The 15,437-nt window shown below is 70.8% G+C and carries 18 protein-coding genes; 7 read left to right on the top strand and 11 right to left on the bottom strand.

The window, feature by feature from the left end; genetic code table 11:
* Positions 1-40 precede the first annotated feature (40 nt).
* Together AUV07_RS13480 and AUV07_RS13475 are read right to left on the bottom strand one after the other, a co-directional pair.
* Entirely contained in the window at positions 41-1,474 is a 1,434-nt protein-coding gene (locus AUV07_RS13480) for an MFS transporter (RefSeq protein ID WP_062636927.1), read from the bottom strand.
* A gap of 133 nt (positions 1,475-1,607) precedes the next feature.
* Positions 1,608-2,480 (bottom strand): phosphotransferase, encoded by an 873-nt coding sequence (locus tag AUV07_RS13475; protein WP_180964565.1) that lies wholly within the window; start codon positions 2,478-2,480, stop codon positions 1,608-1,610.
* 52 nt (positions 2,481-2,532) lie between these two features.
* On the opposite strand from AUV07_RS13475, the gene AUV07_RS13470 reads away from it, so the two are divergent.
* The gene (locus AUV07_RS13470; protein ID WP_062636813.1) at positions 2,533-3,318 is read left to right on the top strand and encodes a DNA/RNA non-specific endonuclease; all 786 of its coding nucleotides are present in this window, start codon (positions 2,533-2,535) and stop codon (positions 3,316-3,318) included.
* 16 nt (positions 3,319-3,334) lie between these two features.
* Here AUV07_RS13470 and AUV07_RS13465 read toward each other — a convergent pair whose 3' ends face one another.
* The 4 genes from AUV07_RS13465 to AUV07_RS13450 form a co-directional block, all read right to left on the bottom strand.
* Positions 3,335-4,423 carry an alkene reductase gene (locus AUV07_RS13465; protein ID WP_062636811.1) on the bottom strand — a complete coding sequence of 363 codons (1,089 nt, stop codon included), beginning with the start codon at positions 4,421-4,423 and terminating at the stop codon, positions 3,335-3,337.
* A gap of 62 nt (positions 4,424-4,485) precedes the next feature.
* The gene (locus tag AUV07_RS13460) at positions 4,486-4,953 is read right to left on the bottom strand and encodes a MarR family winged helix-turn-helix transcriptional regulator (protein WP_062636809.1); all 468 of its coding nucleotides are present in this window, start codon (positions 4,951-4,953) and stop codon (positions 4,486-4,488) included.
* 52 nt (positions 4,954-5,005) lie between these two features.
* Positions 5,006-5,461: a MarR family winged helix-turn-helix transcriptional regulator gene (locus AUV07_RS13455; protein ID WP_025102534.1), complete on the bottom strand. Its 456-nt coding sequence runs from the start codon at positions 5,459-5,461 to the stop codon at positions 5,006-5,008.
* Position 5,462: 1 nt separating this feature from the next.
* The gene (locus AUV07_RS13450; protein WP_062636807.1) at positions 5,463-7,190 is read right to left on the bottom strand and encodes an MDR family MFS transporter; all 1,728 of its coding nucleotides are present in this window, start codon (positions 7,188-7,190) and stop codon (positions 5,463-5,465) included.
* Between the two features lie 124 nt (positions 7,191-7,314).
* Here AUV07_RS13450 and AUV07_RS13445 point away from each other — a divergent pair, with 124 nt between their 5' ends.
* Both AUV07_RS13445 and AUV07_RS13440 read left to right on the top strand, forming a co-directional pair.
* Positions 7,315-7,776, top strand: coding sequence for a DUF2243 domain-containing protein (locus AUV07_RS13445; protein WP_062636806.1), 462 nt, complete (start codon positions 7,315-7,317; stop codon positions 7,774-7,776).
* A gap of 5 nt (positions 7,777-7,781) precedes the next feature.
* Entirely contained in the window at positions 7,782-8,663 is an 882-nt protein-coding gene (locus tag AUV07_RS13440) for a cytochrome c oxidase assembly protein (protein WP_082802969.1), read from the top strand.
* Here AUV07_RS13440 and AUV07_RS13435 read toward each other — a convergent pair.
* The 4 genes from AUV07_RS13435 to AUV07_RS13425 form a co-directional block, all read right to left on the bottom strand.
* Positions 8,597-8,965: a hypothetical protein gene (locus AUV07_RS13435; protein WP_062636804.1), complete on the bottom strand. Its 369-nt coding sequence runs from the start codon at positions 8,963-8,965 to the stop codon at positions 8,597-8,599. The two genes, AUV07_RS13440 and AUV07_RS13435, sit on opposite strands and share 67 nt — an antisense overlap.
* A 56-nt stretch (positions 8,966-9,021) precedes the next feature.
* The gene (locus tag AUV07_RS17830; protein ID WP_180964564.1) at positions 9,022-9,186 is read right to left on the bottom strand and encodes a hypothetical protein; all 165 of its coding nucleotides are present in this window, start codon (positions 9,184-9,186) and stop codon (positions 9,022-9,024) included.
* 106 nt (positions 9,187-9,292) lie between these two features.
* Positions 9,293-10,618, bottom strand: coding sequence for a flavin monoamine oxidase family protein (locus AUV07_RS13430; protein ID WP_062636802.1), 1,326 nt, complete (start codon positions 10,616-10,618; stop codon positions 9,293-9,295).
* A gap of 106 nt (positions 10,619-10,724) precedes the next feature.
* A complete protein-coding gene (locus AUV07_RS13425; protein ID WP_157524073.1) occupies positions 10,725-10,916 on the bottom strand; it encodes a hypothetical protein in 192 nt (63 codons plus the stop codon).
* A gap of 293 nt (positions 10,917-11,209) precedes the next feature.
* On the opposite strand from AUV07_RS13425, the gene AUV07_RS13420 reads away from it, so the two are divergent.
* The 3 genes from AUV07_RS13420 to AUV07_RS13410 all read left to right on the top strand — a co-directional run bounded on the left by AUV07_RS13420 (position 11,210) and on the right by AUV07_RS13410 (position 12,390).
* Complete coding sequence (locus AUV07_RS13420; RefSeq protein ID WP_062636800.1) at positions 11,210-11,416, top strand: hypothetical protein; 207 nt, start codon at positions 11,210-11,212, stop codon at positions 11,414-11,416.
* 49 nt (positions 11,417-11,465) lie between these two features.
* Positions 11,466-11,900: a redox-sensitive transcriptional activator SoxR gene (gene soxR, locus AUV07_RS13415; RefSeq protein ID WP_025102542.1), complete on the top strand. Its 435-nt coding sequence runs from the start codon at positions 11,466-11,468 to the stop codon at positions 11,898-11,900.
* 256 nt (positions 11,901-12,156) lie between these two features.
* Complete coding sequence (locus tag AUV07_RS13410; RefSeq protein WP_331709282.1) at positions 12,157-12,390, top strand: DUF7882 family protein; 234 nt, start codon at positions 12,157-12,159, stop codon at positions 12,388-12,390.
* 37 nt (positions 12,391-12,427) lie between these two features.
* Here AUV07_RS13410 and AUV07_RS13405 read toward each other — a convergent pair whose 3' ends face one another.
* Entirely contained in the window at positions 12,428-13,843 is a 1,416-nt protein-coding gene (locus tag AUV07_RS13405; RefSeq protein WP_062636799.1) for a serine/threonine-protein kinase, read from the bottom strand.
* 134 nt (positions 13,844-13,977) lie between these two features.
* Between AUV07_RS13405 and AUV07_RS13400 the strand changes: the two genes are divergently transcribed.
* Positions 13,978-15,378 (top strand): threonine/serine ThrE exporter family protein, encoded by a 1,401-nt coding sequence (locus AUV07_RS13400; RefSeq protein ID WP_062636797.1) that lies wholly within the window; start codon positions 13,978-13,980, stop codon positions 15,376-15,378.
* The last annotated feature ends 59 nt before the right edge of the window (positions 15,379-15,437 follow it).

Below are 15,437 nucleotides of genomic sequence, written 5' to 3'. Positions count from 1 at the left end.
GTCTCCTTCGTTCGGCGCGGCAGTTCCGGTTCCGCGGTGTTCACAGCGTGCGGGTGGAGATCGTCTCCACCGTCCGGTCGGGTCGGCGGGTGCGGAAGAGCACCGCGACGAGCAGGGCTCCGACCAGGGCGATCCCCCCGGCCGCGACGAACGCCGCGGAGTATCCGGAGGTGAGGGCCGCGGCGTCGCCCAGGTGGCTCGCACCGAAACCTGCGGCGACCGCCGACACCGCTGCGAGGCCGATCGCCGAACCGACCTGATAGCTCGTGTTGACGATGCCCGAGGCGAGGCCGCCCTCCTCCGGCGGTGCAGCCGAGATGGCCACCTGCAGGGACGGGATGAACGCGAGCGCCTGCCCGAAGGCGACGACCAGCGACGGCCCGAAGGCATCGACCCAGTAGTTCCCGTCCGGGCGGATGAAGGCCATCCAGCCGAGGCCGGCGGCGAGTACGACCAGACCCAGGACGATGGGCATCTTCGGCCCGAACGCGGCGATCACCCGCGGAGCCAGCACGATCATCCCGAGCATGATGAGAGCGGTCATCGGCAACAGGGCCGCCCCGGCGGGGAAGGCGCTGAATCCGAGCACCTGCTGCAGGTAGAGGTTGAGGAAGAACCACATCGGGATCCATGCGGCGCCGAGCAGCACCTGCGCGAGGTTCGCCGCACCGAGATTCGGCGACCGGAAGATCGACAGGCGCATGAGGGGTTCCCGCTTCACACGCTGGATGATCAGGAAGAGTACGAGCAGGACGACACCGGCGCCGATGGCGATCCAGGTCTCAGCGGCCGCCCACCCGACGACCTCGGCGCGCACGATGCCGTAGACCAGCGCGGCGAGCCCGAGGGTCACGGTGAGGGCCCCGAGGACGTCGACGGAGCCCTTCGCGCCGAGCGTGCCACCGGGAAGCGCACGCCACATCAGGGCGAGGACCAGCACCGCGATGGGGACGTTGATGAAGAACACCCACGGCCAGGAGGCGAACTCGGTGATGACGCCGCCGAGGAACACGCCCGCGGTGCCACCCGCCGGGGCCGCCGCCCCGTAGAACGCCATCGCCTTCGTGAGCTCGCGCGGGTTCTGCCCGAACAGCATCATCAGCAGCGTGAGCGCGGCAGGCGCGATGAGGGCGGAACCGGCGCCCTGCAGCACACGGCCGACGAGTTCGGTGACGACGTCGCCGGCGAACCCGGCCACCAGGGACCCGGCTGCGAGGATGACCCACCCGGTCGCGAACATACGTCGCGGCCCGAACAGGTCGGACAAGCGCCCGCCCAGGAGCAGCAGGCCACCGAGGGCGATCACATAGGCGTTGAAGACCCAGGAGAGGGTATTCGGGGTGAACCCGAGATCCTCCTGCATCCGCGGCAGCGCCACGCCGATGATGGATGCGTCCATGATGACCATGAACTGCGCCAGGGCGATGAGGGTCAGCCCCCACCAGCGCGCGGGACTTCTCGTTGACGATGACACGTCGTGCTCCATTTCCGTCGGGAGGAGGCGCCGAACGGCGCCTTTCGTGTTAATACCCTAGGGGGGTATGGTATTCCGGACAAGCGGAGAGATCATCGCCGTGAGCAGTCGCCGGAACCCTCAGCGCTTGCGATCAGAGCCGCTCGAACGCGCCGACGCGCCGAAGGAACCATTCGTCGTCCCACCAGCCGGTCGCGCGCGCATGCTTGACGTCGTCCCAGATCCGGAAGAGGCCACGCCGCGCTGAGGCCCCGCGGGCGAGTGGACGACGGGCCACCGCGCGCTCCCAGAGCCTGAGCCCCTCGGCCGCGTCGGCGAGGTGGAACAGGTCCAGCTCGCGGTGCGAGTACCGCGCAGCACCGGGATCGATCACTCCCGTCAACACGAACGCCTCCGGATCGACGAGGAAGTTGCCGGCGTGGCAGTCGTCGTGGATGAAGACGGGAGGGTCATCGGCGAGCGGGCGGAGGAGGTCGGGCACCGCGCGTGCCGTCCCACGGATACGCTCCCGGAGTCCTGGGTCGATGTGATCCGCCTCCTCGAGCCAGGAACCGAGGTCACGGACATCCGCGGAGTAGCTGGCGAGGAAGTCGGCATGGGTGCCGCCGCGAAGGTCCTCGAACGCGGCCCCCTCCTGCGCATGCCAGTGGGTCACGACGTCCACGACCTGCTCGGCGAGAGCGTGCGCCGCCGCGGACGACGGTTCCGGCGTGGCCTCGGCGAGGGGCACTCCCGGCACATAGGTCTGCACCATGACCTCGCGGTCGCCCTCACGCTGCAGCGCGATCAGCTTCGGCACAGCGATCCATGGCGGCGTCATCCGGCCGAGCGCGGCGAGGGCCACCGCCTCCCGCGCTGCGGTCCCCGGGCGATGGAAGGCCTTCACCACTCGGCGCCCGCCGAGGACGTCTTCGACACGGACGGTCGCATAGAACCCTTCGAAGACCTGCATCGACGCCCTCCCCGCGAACTCCATCTCGCCCTGATCCTCGAACGTAGTCGGCACGCGACAGCCGGGAAAGCGCGGCGGTGTCGGCGGGGCAGGGCACGATGGGGTCATGACGGACGGCTACGACCCCGGGTTCCTCGGCATCCCGCTCCCGCTCCCCGTGCCCCCGATGGCGGTGCGCACCCTGCCGGCGCCGCGGTTCACGGTGCTGCTGGACCCGGAGCGGCGGCTCGCCGCGGTGACGGCCGTCACCATCGACGGCGCCCGCCTGCGGGATCTCCCCCGGACGGGCGAGTGGCGTCTTGACCCGCGGGTGCCGGCGGAGGAGCAGGCGGGTCCGGCGGTCTATGCGGGGAACGATCTCGACCGCGGGCATCTGGTGCGCCGCCGCGATCCGGGCTGGGGCGAGCGCGCCGACGCCCGCGCGGCCATGGAAGCCACCTTCACCTACCCCAACGCGGCGCCGCAGGCGGCCGTCTTTAACCAGTCGAAAGACCTCTGGCTCGGGCTGGAGGACCACGTGCTCGCGTATGCCGAGACGACCGCACAGCGCCTGTCCGTCTTCACCGCCCCGGTGCTCGCCGACACCGACCCGCCGTACCGCGGCATCCGCATCCCCCTCCGGTTCTGGAAGATCGCGGCCTGGAGCTCCGAGGGCCGACTCGCCGCCGCCGCGTTCCTCCTCGACCAGACCGAGCTCGTCGACACCCGGGAGGGCGCCCTCGCCGTCGCGTCGCTCGGAGCCTTCCGCACCTTCCAGGTGCCCGTCGCCGAGGTCGCCACCCTCACCGGAGTCGACCTCGGCCCGCTGCCCGACGCCGACGTCCTCCCCCGACGCGGGATCCGCGAGACCGCATGGCGCCCGCTGCACACGGCCGACGACATCGTCGTGTGACAGCGGGCGCTCCGCATCACTCGCCGGCGCGCGCGACCTCCAGGGACGGGTAGTCGATGTACCCCTCGGCGGTCGAACCGTAGAACAGCTCGGCGCGGGGTTCGTTCAACTCGGCCCCGGTCCGCCAGCGCTCCACCAGGTCGGGGTTGGCGATGACGGGACGCCCGGCCGCGACCGCGTCCGCCCAGTCCTCGGACACCAGCTCCTCTGCCGCGGCACGGGTGGTCTCGACGCCGAAGCCGGTGTTGACGATAAGCGGCGCGCCCGCGGCCCGGCGGATGGCCTGGACGAGCTCTCCGGCGGGCTCGGGGTGCAGCACATCGACGAAGGCCAGCCCCAGAGGAGCGAGCCCTGCGGCGAGCGCGGTGTAGGTCGCGAGGACGTCGGCCACGTCGTCCTCGATGACGCCCTGGATGCCGTGGGCCGGAGAGAGCCGGATGCCGGTCCGATCGGCACCCACGGCGGCGGCGACCGCCGTGGTCACCTCGATCGCGAAGCGCGCGCGGTTCTCCGGCGCGCCGCCGTACTGGTCGTCGCGGACGTTGGACACGGGAGACAGGAACTCGTGGACGAGGTAGCCGTTGGCGCCGTGCACCTCGACGCCGTCGAAGCCGGCCGCGATCGCGTTCCGCGCGGCCTGGACGAACTGCTCGACGACCACCGGGATCTCGTCGAGGGTGAGGGCGTGCGCGACCGGCAGGTCGGCCTTGCCCTGGGGCGTCCGCGTCTGGCCGGGTGCCGCCAAGGCGCTCGGGGCGACGACGCGGGGCTCACCGGAGATCTCCGGGTGGCCCACCCGACCGCCGTGCATGAGCTGCATGACGATGGTGCCGCCCTCGGCGTGCACGGCGTCGGCCACGCGTCGCCATCCGTCGATCTGGGCGGGGGTCACGATCCCCGGCTGCCCGGGGTACGACTTGCCCTCGAGGACGGGCCACACGCCCTCGGAGATGATGAGCCCCTGCCCCGCGCGCTGACGGTAGTACTCCTCGATGATCGCGGTCGGCACGCCGTCGGCGTCCGCACGCGTGCGGGTGAGCGGCGCCATGACGACGCGGTTGGACAGGTGCAGCGAGCCGAAGTCGGCGGAGTCGTAGAGAGTCACAGAGGGACCAAGGACACGGCCGGCCGCTGTATTCCCGTGAATCGACCAGGTGTCCCGGTGTATCAACCGCCCAGATCGGCGAGGAGGTTCGCGAAGTGGTCGAGGTCGGCGGCCGTCCAGCCGCGCAGGCGCTCGCCGATGCGCCCCTCATACCGGGAGCGGGCGAGAGCGACGCGCTCCTCGGCCAACGGGGTCGCCACCAGCACCCGGGCGCGGCGGTCCTCGGGATCGGGGATGCTCTCGACGAGCCCGAGCTGCTCGAGCTGACGCACCTGCCGGCTCACGGCGGATTTGTCCGTCTGCAGGCGCTCGATGAGAGCCCCCGCCGAGGTCGCCCGTCCGGCGAGGATCGAGGTCAGCACCTGGTACCCGAGCGGCTGGAGGTCCGGATGCACGGTGGCGGCAGCCTCGCGCCACCCGACGCGGATGCGGGCGAACAGACGGCCGAGCTCGTGCTCGACGCGGGCGACCGCCTGGTCGAGATCGTCGAGGGGAGCGTCGTCAGCGGGATCGTCGGACGAGGCGCTCATATCGCCAGTGTACGGCGAAGCCCCGCGACCGCAGGCGGTCGCGGGGCCCGGTTCAGACCTCGGCGAGGAGCCGGAACACCTTGGACGCGGCGTCGATCTCGGCGGGCGTGAGCTCGTCGATCACGGCGCGGAGCCGGGTGCCGTACTCTCGCCGGACCTCGGTGAGTGCGGTGCACGCGGCGGGCGTCGCGGTGAGCACCCGGAGCCGGCCGTCACGCTCGTCCGGCACGGAGGCGATCAGCCCGAGGTCCTCCAGCATCCGCACCTGGCGACTGACGACGGACTTGTCCATCTCGAAGCGCTCGGCGAGCTCGTGCGCGCTGGCCGAGCCCGCCCGGTCGATGAACGTGAGCAGCTTGTACCCCGCCACCTGCAGCTCCGGGTGGACCCGGGACGCCGATTCCTTCCACAGCGACCGGGTCCGCGCGAAGATGAGGTTGAGATGCGCCTGGAGGTCGCTGAGGGCGGTGTCGACGTCGGGGGTGCCGACCGCCTCGGACGCGATCATGTCAGCGCTCCTGCTTCCGATCGTCGCGCTCGAGCACGCTCACCGACCCCGTGGTGGTCGCCGGTCCGGCCTGCCCGGTGCGGATCGTCCCCGTCGAGAGGTGGGCCCCGACCTCGGCCTCGGAGACCTCGATGACGGACTCCTCGGCCTGCTCGCGCAGCTGCTCCGCGGCGTTCTTGGTGGACAGCGGCTTGTTCTTGATGAACGCGATCGCGATGATCGCGATCACGGCCAGCGGGATGGCGAGGATGAACGCGTCCGCGATGCCGTGCCCGTAGGCGCTCTCGACGATCGTGCGGATCGTGTCGGGCAGCTCGCCCACCTTCGGCACGTCTCCGGAGCCCAGGCGCTCCAGGGCGCTGATCTCGTCGGGCGTGGTCGGGACGAAGCCCTTCAGGCCGTCCTTCATGAAGTCGGCCACGCTGGTCGACAGCAGCGATCCCATGACGGTCACGCCGATGGTGCCGGCGATCGTGCGGAAGAAGTTGACGTTCGACGAGGCGGCACCCAGCTGCTGCGGTGCGGTGTCGTTCTGCACGATCAGAGTGAGGTTCTGCATGACCATGCCGAGGCCGGCGCCGAGGACGAACATGTACACGGCCACCAGGGTGAACGGGGTGTCGTAGCGCAGGGTGGCCATCAGGCTCACACCGATGGTGGCGAGGATCGAGCCGGTGACCATCCAGCCCTTCCACTTGCCGAAGCGGCTGACGAGCTGTCCGATGATGATCGACGCGCCCATCTGACCGATGATCATGGGGATGGTCATCAGGCCCGACTCGGTCGGCGTGGCGCCACGGGCCAGCTGGAAGTACTGCGCGAGGAAGACCGAGGTCGCGAACATCGAGACGCCGATCGCGATCGAGGCGATGACCGACAGCGTGAAGGTGCGGTTGCGGAACAGCGACATCGGGACGATGGGTTCCTTGACGAAGAACTCCACGGCGACGAAGGCGGCGATGGCGACGCCCGCGGTGACGGCGAGGGCGATGCTGGTCCCCGAGTCCCAGTCGAACTGGTTGCCGCCCATGGAGACCCAGATCAGCAGGGTCGAGACGCCGACGGCGAGCAGGACGATGCCGAAGTAATCGATGGACACCTTGGTGCCCCGCAGCGGCTTGGGCAGGTGCAGGGTGAACTGCAGCAGGACGAGCGCGACGATCGCGAACGGGACGCCGACGAAGAAGTTGGCGCGCCAGCCCCAGGCGTCGGTGATGACGCCGCCGAGCAGCGGGCCGCCGATCGTGCCGAGGGCCATGATGCCGCCGACGACACCCATGTACTTGCCACGCTCGCGCGGGGAGATGATGAGGGCCACGGCGATCATGACGAGCGACATGAGGCCGCCGACGCCGATGCCCTGCACGACGCGGACCGCGATGAGCATGTTCGTGTCGGTCGAGAAGCCGGCGATGACGGTGCCGACCGTGAAGAGGATGAGCGAGATCTGGATGAGGACCTTGCGGTCGACGAGATCGGCGAGCTTGCCCCAGATCGGGGTCGAGACGGCGGTGGCGAGAAGGCTCGCGGTGATGACCCAGGTGTACTGCGACTGGGTGCCGCCGAGGTCGGCGATGATGACGGGCATCGAGGTCGAGACGACCGTGCCGGAGAGCACGGCGACGAACATGCCGACGATAAGGCCGGAGATCGCGGTGAAGACCTCGCGGGCCGAGCGCGCGGTCTCGGAAGAGGATGAGGTGTGTGTCACGGGGGAATGCTCCTGCATAGAAAGTTGATCGAGATCAACCATACGCCGATAGTTGCTGTTTCGCAACTATCGACTCGTACCGCACCCGCGGGATGCGGTCAAGGACGTCGCCGCAGCGGACGGACCGGACGACCCTGACCCCATGACCACCGCTGCCCCCTCCCGCCTCGACCGGCGCCTGCTGCTGTCCGGCTTCCTGTTCGGGTGCGGGGTCGCCGCCTCAATGATCGACCTCTTCGTCTTCCACCTCGTGCTGCACTGGCACCACTTCTACGATCTGTCGACCTCCGACGTCGCCCTTGTCTCCGACGGCTTCTTCCATGCGTTCGGCTGGTTCCTCACGATCCTCGGCGCCTTCCTCCTCGCCGATGTCCGCCGCCGTGGCCCCGTGCGCTGGACGCGCTGGACAGGCGCGGTGATCGCCGGGGTCGGGTTCTTCCAGCTCTTCGACGGCGTCGTCGATCACAAGCTCCTCCGGATCCACCAGATCCGCTATGGCGTCGATCTCGTTCTCTACGACACCGTCTGGATCGTCTCGGCCGTCGTGCTGCTGGCTGCCGGAGTCCTCACGGTGTGGCGGACCCGACCCGCCCCGAGAGGGTGACAGCCGTGCACGACGGGCACGACGGCCACGACGATGCACCGCGGCTTCCGGGCCTCGGTGCGGACGCGACGGGCGGGGGCGTCGACGTCCTCCCGTTCCTCGCTCTCGCCCTCCTCCTCGGCGCCGCCGTGCTGTACCTGGTCGCGCTGCGGCGGACCCGCGACCGCAGCCCCTGGCCTCGACCGCGGACGGCCGCCTGGATGAGCGGTCTGCTGTGCGCCGCGGTCGGCACCGTCGGACCGTTCGCCGCCCTGGCCCACAGCAGCTTCCCGGTGCACATGGCCGGCCACGTTCTCGTGGGCATGCTGGCCCCCCTCCTCCTCGTGCTCGGGCGTCCGGTCTCCCTGGCCCTCCGCGCCCTTCCCGTCGCCGAGGCCCGCGCGCTCTCCCGGGTGCTGCGCAGCGCCCCGATCCGGGTGCTCACGCATCCGGTGGTCGCCGGCGCCCTCAACATCGGCGGGTTGTGGCTCCTTTACGCCACGCCGCTGTTCCCCCTCATGCACGCCTCACCGTGGCTGCATGCTGCGGTGCACCTGCACGTCCTGCTGACGGGGTATCTGTTCACCGCGAGCATCCTCGGCCTCGATCCCGATCCGCATCGAGCCTCCGTCACCGTACGGGCGGCCGTCCTCATCGTCTTCATCGCCGCGCACTCGATCCTCGCCAAGTGGCTGTGGGCCCACCCGCCCGCCGGCGTCGACGTCGGGGACGCGCGGATCGGGGCGGAGCTGATGTTCTACGCCGGCGACGCCGTCGACGTGCTGCTCATCGTGCTGCTGCTCCGGCAGTGGTACGTGGCGACGCGACCGCGGGAATCGGCTCAGCCGCAGAAGGAGGAGAGTCCGTCGTGGAGGCGCTCGATCGCCTCGACGGTCTCCGGGGCCTGAAGGTCGGTCATGCCGCCGAGCTGATCGGCGCCGGAGCGGATGAGGTCGCCGAGCTGCCCGTCCATTCCATCCGCGACGCCGTCGAGGGTGGCGACGAGGTCGTCGCGGGCGGCATCGAGTTGCTCCGCGGACACGTCACCCTGGGCGAGCAGGTCCTGGTACTGCGCGTAGGCATCGTCGATCGTGGCACAGGTCTCCGCGACCGGGACGCCGAACGCGTCTCCCGCGGCCTGGGTGACCTGGGCACACCCGGCGAGGAGACCGGCGGTGAGCAGCAGAGGGATAAGGGCGATGCGGCGCATGACCCGAGAGTAGCCGCGCCACCTGGGGCGCGGCTGACCCTCGGGCGGTACGGCGGTCAGCCGCCGGACGGGTTCTCGAGGGGCTTGCCCTCGTCGTCCGTCGTCTCGCGCTCGAGCACGTCGTCGGTGCTCTCGCCGCTGTCGTCGGGAGCGCCGCCGGAGGCCGTGTCGGCTTCCTCCTCGGCGCCGGGCGTGCCCTGCGTGTTCTGGGGGTCGCTCATTGCTCTCCTCCTCTGTTCGGTCAGACGACCGTACGCGCGCCGGTCGCGCCGGGCGCAGGGGGTTGACCGGGCGTCCGGCGACGACCACACTGCCGCCGCCGCGACGTCACTCCGCCACCCAGAGCCGCTCGATCGGCACCGCGTGTCCGAGGATGCGTTCTGCGGCGCGGTGCCCGGAGAACAGGGCCGCGGGCACGGTCGCAGGATCGTCGGTCCAGGTCGCTTCGCCCGCGAGGTGGAGCACGCCGCCGACAGGGGTGGCGAGGTCGTCGTGATCCGCGGTGGTCGACCCCACGGTCATGTAGGCGTACGAGCCGTGGGCGAACGGATCATCCTGCCAGGCCGTGCGGTGGAGCCCGATCGGCTCGGGGACCTCTCCGCCGTACAACCGGCGAAGCTGCGTCATGATCGATTCCTGCACCTGCTCGTCCGTCCAGTCGCGCGTCGCGAGCGCCGCGGGCCCGGCGGCGAAGGTGAGCAGGAGCGGCTCGTCGTGCAGCGCGGTGAGGTCGTACCAGGAGTGCCACCACCGCGACTCGGGGCCCTGCTGCCGGAGGGCGTACACCCCGTCCTCCCAGAACCGCGTCGGAAACCGCAGGAAGAGCTTCTCGAAGGCGTTCATGCGCAGCCGCCCCAGGGCGTCGGCGTTGACGGCCGGCAGGGGCGGGACGATCTCCATGGTTCCGGCCTGCAGCACGCCAACAGGGACGGTCACCACGACCGTCTCGCCGGAGAAGTCGCCGGCCGAGGTCCGGGCCCAGACGCCGTCCTCGCTCCAGTCGATACGGGTGACGACGTGCGCCAGCCGGATGTCGAGACCCTCGGCGAGCCGCTCCGCGAGCACGCCGTACCCATCGGGGAAGACGACCTCGTCACCGTCGATCGCGTCGTCATCGAGGCCGTGCGCGGCGAGATCCTCGATCCACGCCCCGTACTGCTCCTCGGCGCGATGCTCCAGGTACTCCCGCACCCGCTGCGTACGGTCGTCGTCCCACCCCTGGCGCGCGAGGGCTTCCTCCGTGACGTCTCGGTAGGACGCGTCAGGAGCGGAGGCGGAGATGACGTCCGGCAGCGCCGCGTCCACCGCGTGGACATCCGCTGCGAAGGCGCGCGCTTCCTCTGCGGAGAGAGGGCGCCCGTCGGGCCCGTGATAGGCGATCGGCCGACTGTCCACCTGGAAACCGCCGACGGTGAACTCCACGGTCCGCATGCCGAACGCCTCTGCGGCGGCGGCCACGGGGCTGCCGTCGATGCCGTGGATCCAGGAGGCGCCCAGATCGAGGGCGCCGTCCGAGCGGTCCGTGTGCACCCGTCCGCCGATCCGGTCCCGAGCTTCGAGCACCACCACCGTCCGCCCCGCGTCCCGCAGCAGCCGCGCGGCCGTCAGCCCCGCGACTCCGGCCCCGACCACGATCGTGTCGACGTGCTCCATACGCTCCTCCTCGCAGCCCCGCCCCCGCCGAGCCGTGCCCCGACGATAGCCCAACGCGACGGACGCCGACAGGGATGCCGAGCCCGCCGACCGGACCGCCGCCTCGTCAGGACGCGTGCTGGATGAGCCCGAGGAAGTTCCTGTCCGGGTCGAAGAACTTCAAGAACAGGGCGAAGCCGCCGTCATCGAAACTCACGACGTCGACGCCCTCGGCCGCGCACCGTTCCGCGAGGGCGTGGATCTCGGTCGTCCGCAGGAAGAAGAGCGGTCGCTCCTCCCCCGACACCGTCAGCTTCATCGGCGCGTGCCCCGGCGCCTCCCAGAGCATGAGGTCGGGACCGCCCCGGCGCGCAGCATGGCGCTCGTGCCGTAGTCGGTGAGCACCCGGAAGCCGAGCAGGCGCTCTTACCACGCGATGGACGCCGCGAGATCGGAAACGGGAAGCTGGACGTGATCGAGTCCGGCGACGACAGCTGCCATGGGGAACCCTCCGTGGTCGTGTCCGTTCACCGTAGCGCCCACCACGGACCACAGCCCACGCCGGATGACAACCCCCTGGGCACCACCCCGGAGAGCGCGGACCCTGGGGTCATGAGCCACCACCCCGATGACATCAAACAGCCCCTGGACCACCTCCCGCCGGCGGACGAACGGGACAAGGCGGTCGAGATCGACGAGCCGCACTATCCGACGTCCGGCACACCCACCGATCGGCCGGACGTGACGCCGGAGACCGCGGCCGAGCCGGACAAGCCGAACCGCCACGGCGTCGACAAGCTTCCGCCGACCTCGCGCTGACCGTTCCGCCCGTTCCTCAACTATTGTTGAGGTCCACGGAAGGCGGCTGATGGAACCGGACGATCTCCTCCCGATCGGGGAGGTCACCCGACGCACGGGCGTCGCGCCCTCCGCGCTGCACTTCTACGAGCAGCTCGGCCTCATCGCGTCGACGCGCACGCCCGGCAATCAGCGACGCTATCGCCGCCACATGCTGCGACGGATCTCGATCATCGTCGTGGCCAAGCGCATCGGCATCCCGCTCAGCGAGGTGCAGGAGCTCTTCCAGACCCTGCCCGTGGACGCGCCGCCTTCGCATGGCGATTGGCGCCGCGTGGCCAAGCGCTGGCGCGCCGAGCTCGAAGAGCGGCGCACCCAGCTCGAGCATCTGCAGCGCGAGCTCGCGGGCTGCATCGGCTGTGGCTGCCTGTCCCTCAAGGCCTGCCGCCTGCTGAACCCCGAGGATGCCCTCGGCGAGAGCGGCCCCGGCCCCCGCCGCATCTGAGAGCGGCGACCTCCGCCTCGGCCGACTGGACGAAGGTGGGGTGGTGCAGAGCCCGGATCGGTGAGAGCGTGGAGACATCCCCACCAGCGATCAGTATGGTTGCGCCTCTTGGCAACGGGTTCCTGTGGAGATGGAACGAAGGATCCATCGAATGGGCAAGTTCATCTATGAGGGTGGTCCGAAGATCGAGATCGAGGACCGCGCTCTCACACATGTCCAGCTCGTCATGACGACGTAGCTCCGGCGAGGCGAACCGATGCCGTTCTCGTGGAAGGAAGACGCCTCCGTCGGCGGCGGCCGGACGACGGTCTGGGTGCACGCGCACTCGAACATCGTGTTCAAGTTCTTCGGCAGCAGGCCTCCGGCGATCAACCGGCGGTGGGTGGACGCGCTGGCGTACACCGCGAACACGCCGAACGGTCTGTATCTGGTGCCGGAGCCGACCGAGTCGAGCACCGCCTCCCGGCAGCTGGCGGATCTCACCGCCTGACACCGGCTGCCGAACGCGAGGGCGCGGCCCCGGGGACTCAGTCCTCGAGGTCGGGGTCCTCCTCTTTCGCCTTCTCGGCGCGCTCCTGGGCCTTCTCCGCTTCCTTCTCGGCGCGCTCCTCCGCCTTCCGCTGCTCGTCAGCCGCCTTCTGCGCGGCCTTCTCCGCGGCTTCCTGCGCCTTGTCGACCTTCTCGCCGTCCTGCCCGCGGGGCACCGGTTCCGGTGCCGGGGCCGGGGCCGGGGCCTCGACCGGGGTCACCGGCTCATCCGCCTCTTCCGGCACGGTCACGGGCACGACGACCGTCGGCGTGGACGACGAGCGCGGGGTCGGCTCGGTGTCCACAGGGGTCACCGCGGGAGTCGGGTTGAGCGCTCCCGCCGCCCAGAGCGTTCCGGCGACGGTGAGGGCGCCCGCGACCGCCACGGCTCCGGTCAAGAATCCGCGGCGTCGCCGGGCCCGCTGCACTCGAGGAGTCCGGGCGCGGAGCATCCCCTCGGGAGACGAAGGAGTGGGCAGCACGAGGGTTCGTGTCGAAGCAGACGGACCGGCCGGCTCCTGCTCCGCGAACGCTGCGGCGGCGATCGGGGCCGGCACCGGCGGTCGCGGCGGAATCGACGGGTCGTGCGCGAGCGCGGAGACCGCCGCGAAGACGCCGGCGGCGCTCGGCCGGTCCTCCGGATCCGTCGCGGTCATCCGCTGCAGCAGCGCGGACCACGCCGGACCCACGGATTCCGGGATCGCGGGGGGATCGATCAAGCGGGCCAGGGTGGCACCGATCCCCTCGGCCTCCGCGAAGGCGCGCTCTCCCGTGAGCGCTTCGCGCAGGACCAGGCCCAGCGCATAGATGTCGGCGGCAGGCGCCGGCGCCGCGCCGTTCAACTGCTCCGGCGCCAGGTATGCCGCGGTACCGATCACGGTTCCGGGCGACGTCAGCCGGGCCGCGTCCACGAGCACCGAGATCCCGAAGTCGGCGAGCTTGGCGCCCGACCGGCTCCCGGCGAGGGAGCGCCCGGTGAGCAGCACATTGGAGGGCTTGATGTCGCGGTGGACGATCCCCGCGCCGTGCACGACATGGAGGGCCTCCGCCAGATCGGCCGCGAGCGCCGCCACCTCGTCCGAGGGCAGCGGCCCCTGGGCGATCCGCTCGGCGAGGGTCGGGCCGTCGACGAACTCCATGACCAGGTATTCGGCTCGACCCGGATGCAGTTGCGCGTCATACAGCGTGACCAGCGCGGGGTGGTTGAGGGAGGCGAGCACGGTCATCTCGCCGCGGGCGCGTTCGGAGGCGGCGCCCTGTTCGGTCTCCGCGCGGAGCATCTTGATGGCGACCGTGCGCCCGAGCAGCGAATCCTCCGCGCGGTACACGCGGGCCATCCCGCCCTGCCCGACGCACTCCCGGAGGTGGTAGCGCCCATCGAGCAGCGCCTCCGTGGGAAGCGAGTCATCCGTCATCGTCGAATCCTCCTGCCACGGCGTCGGGAGCGGCGCGGCGAAACCCCACTGTAGAAGCAGGGCCGGGGGCCGTCTCGGGCCTTGACAGACGGGCCGTCGATCGGGTGGCCCTCGTCCGCGGGAGAATGGGAGATATGCCCGCGCGTTCCCCCCAGCGACTGCTCCTGTCCGTCCGCCGGCTGCTGCACACGGATCCGTCCGCCGTCGCCCACACCGAGGCGATGCCCGTGATCGACGAGCACACGGTGCCGCGGGTCCTCGATCTGGCGACGCGCATCGGGGAGTCGATGTTCGCGGTCGGCGCCTCCGCGCACGAGGTCACGCTCGCGATCACGCGCGTCTGCGAGGCGTACGGCCTCAAGGGCGTCCAGGTCGACGTGACCTACAACTCGATCACGGTGTCCTTCCACCTCAGCGGGGAGGTGTGGCCGGAGACGCTCGTCCGCGTGGTCCGCGTGGCCGCCCCCGACCACGCCAAGCTGCAGCGCGTGCAGGCACTCGTGGCCGACATCGACGGCGGACTGGACCTGGAGGCCGCGCGCACCGCGTTCCGGGTCATCCGCCGCGTGCCGTTCCGCTATCAGCAGTCCGTGGTGATCGTCGCACGGGCGCTCCTCGCGGTCGGCGTGAGCATCATGCTCGGCGCCTCCCCGCTCATCGTGGGCCTCACTTTCGTCGCCGCGTTGGGGGCGGCGCTCACCCAAGCGGGCCTCGCCCGGCTGCGGGTACCGCTGTTCTTCAGTCAGATCGCCGGAGGCCTCGTCACCACGGTCGTCGCGGTCGCCGTCTCGGCGCTCGGCAGTGCGGGGATCGAACCGTTCGTCGGCATCCGCCCCTCGATCATCGTCGCCTCGGGCATCGTGCTCATGCTCGCGGGACTCACGGTGGTGGGCGCCGCGCAGGATGCCATCGACGGCTTCGCGCTCACGGCCGGCGGCCGCATCCTCGACCTCACGATGCAGACGCTCGGGGTCGTGATCGGCATCCTCGTCGGCCTGGAGCTCGGCGGCGTGCTCGGCTTCACGATGGAGCTGCCGGACGATCCCGCGCCCTTCGGCCCGCTGCTCAACCAGTTCGTCGGGGCCATCATCATCGCGGTCGCCGTGGCCGTGTTCAACGGCGCGGGCATCCGCATCATCCTCGTCAGCGCCCTGCTCAGCGCCGTCACCCTCGCCGGGTACGCGGGCACCGTCGCGCTTCAGCTCCACCCGGCCGCGGCGAGCGCGGTCGGAGCACTGCTGGCGAGCTTCATCGGCATGCTCATCGCGCACAACCTGCACGTGCCCTCGGTCGCGGTGACGACCGCCGCGATCGTCCCGCTCGTGCCCGGTGTCGCGGTGTTCCAGGGCCTCCTCGAGGTCGTGCACGCAGCGGGCACCTCCACCGGGATGCTCACCGTCGGCGGATCGCTGATCGACGCCGCCGTGATCGGGATCGCGCTCGCCTCCGGCGCCTCCCTCGGCCTCTACCTCGGAACGCCGGTGCGAGCGACCCTCGCCGGTGTCGCGAAGACCAGGGCGCGCGTGCGCCGCTGACCCGGCGCGGTCATCCCGCCGACACGACGATGCGCCCGCCGCGGACGGATCCACGACGG

The sequence above is a fragment of the Microbacterium sp. CH1 genome, assembly GCF_001595495.1.
In the GTDB taxonomy this organism is placed as follows: Bacteria; Actinomycetota; Actinomycetes; order Actinomycetales; family Microbacteriaceae; genus Microbacterium.
The sequence above is the reverse complement of the archived record's forward strand: the minus strand, read 5'-3'. Positions and strand labels throughout refer to the sequence as shown.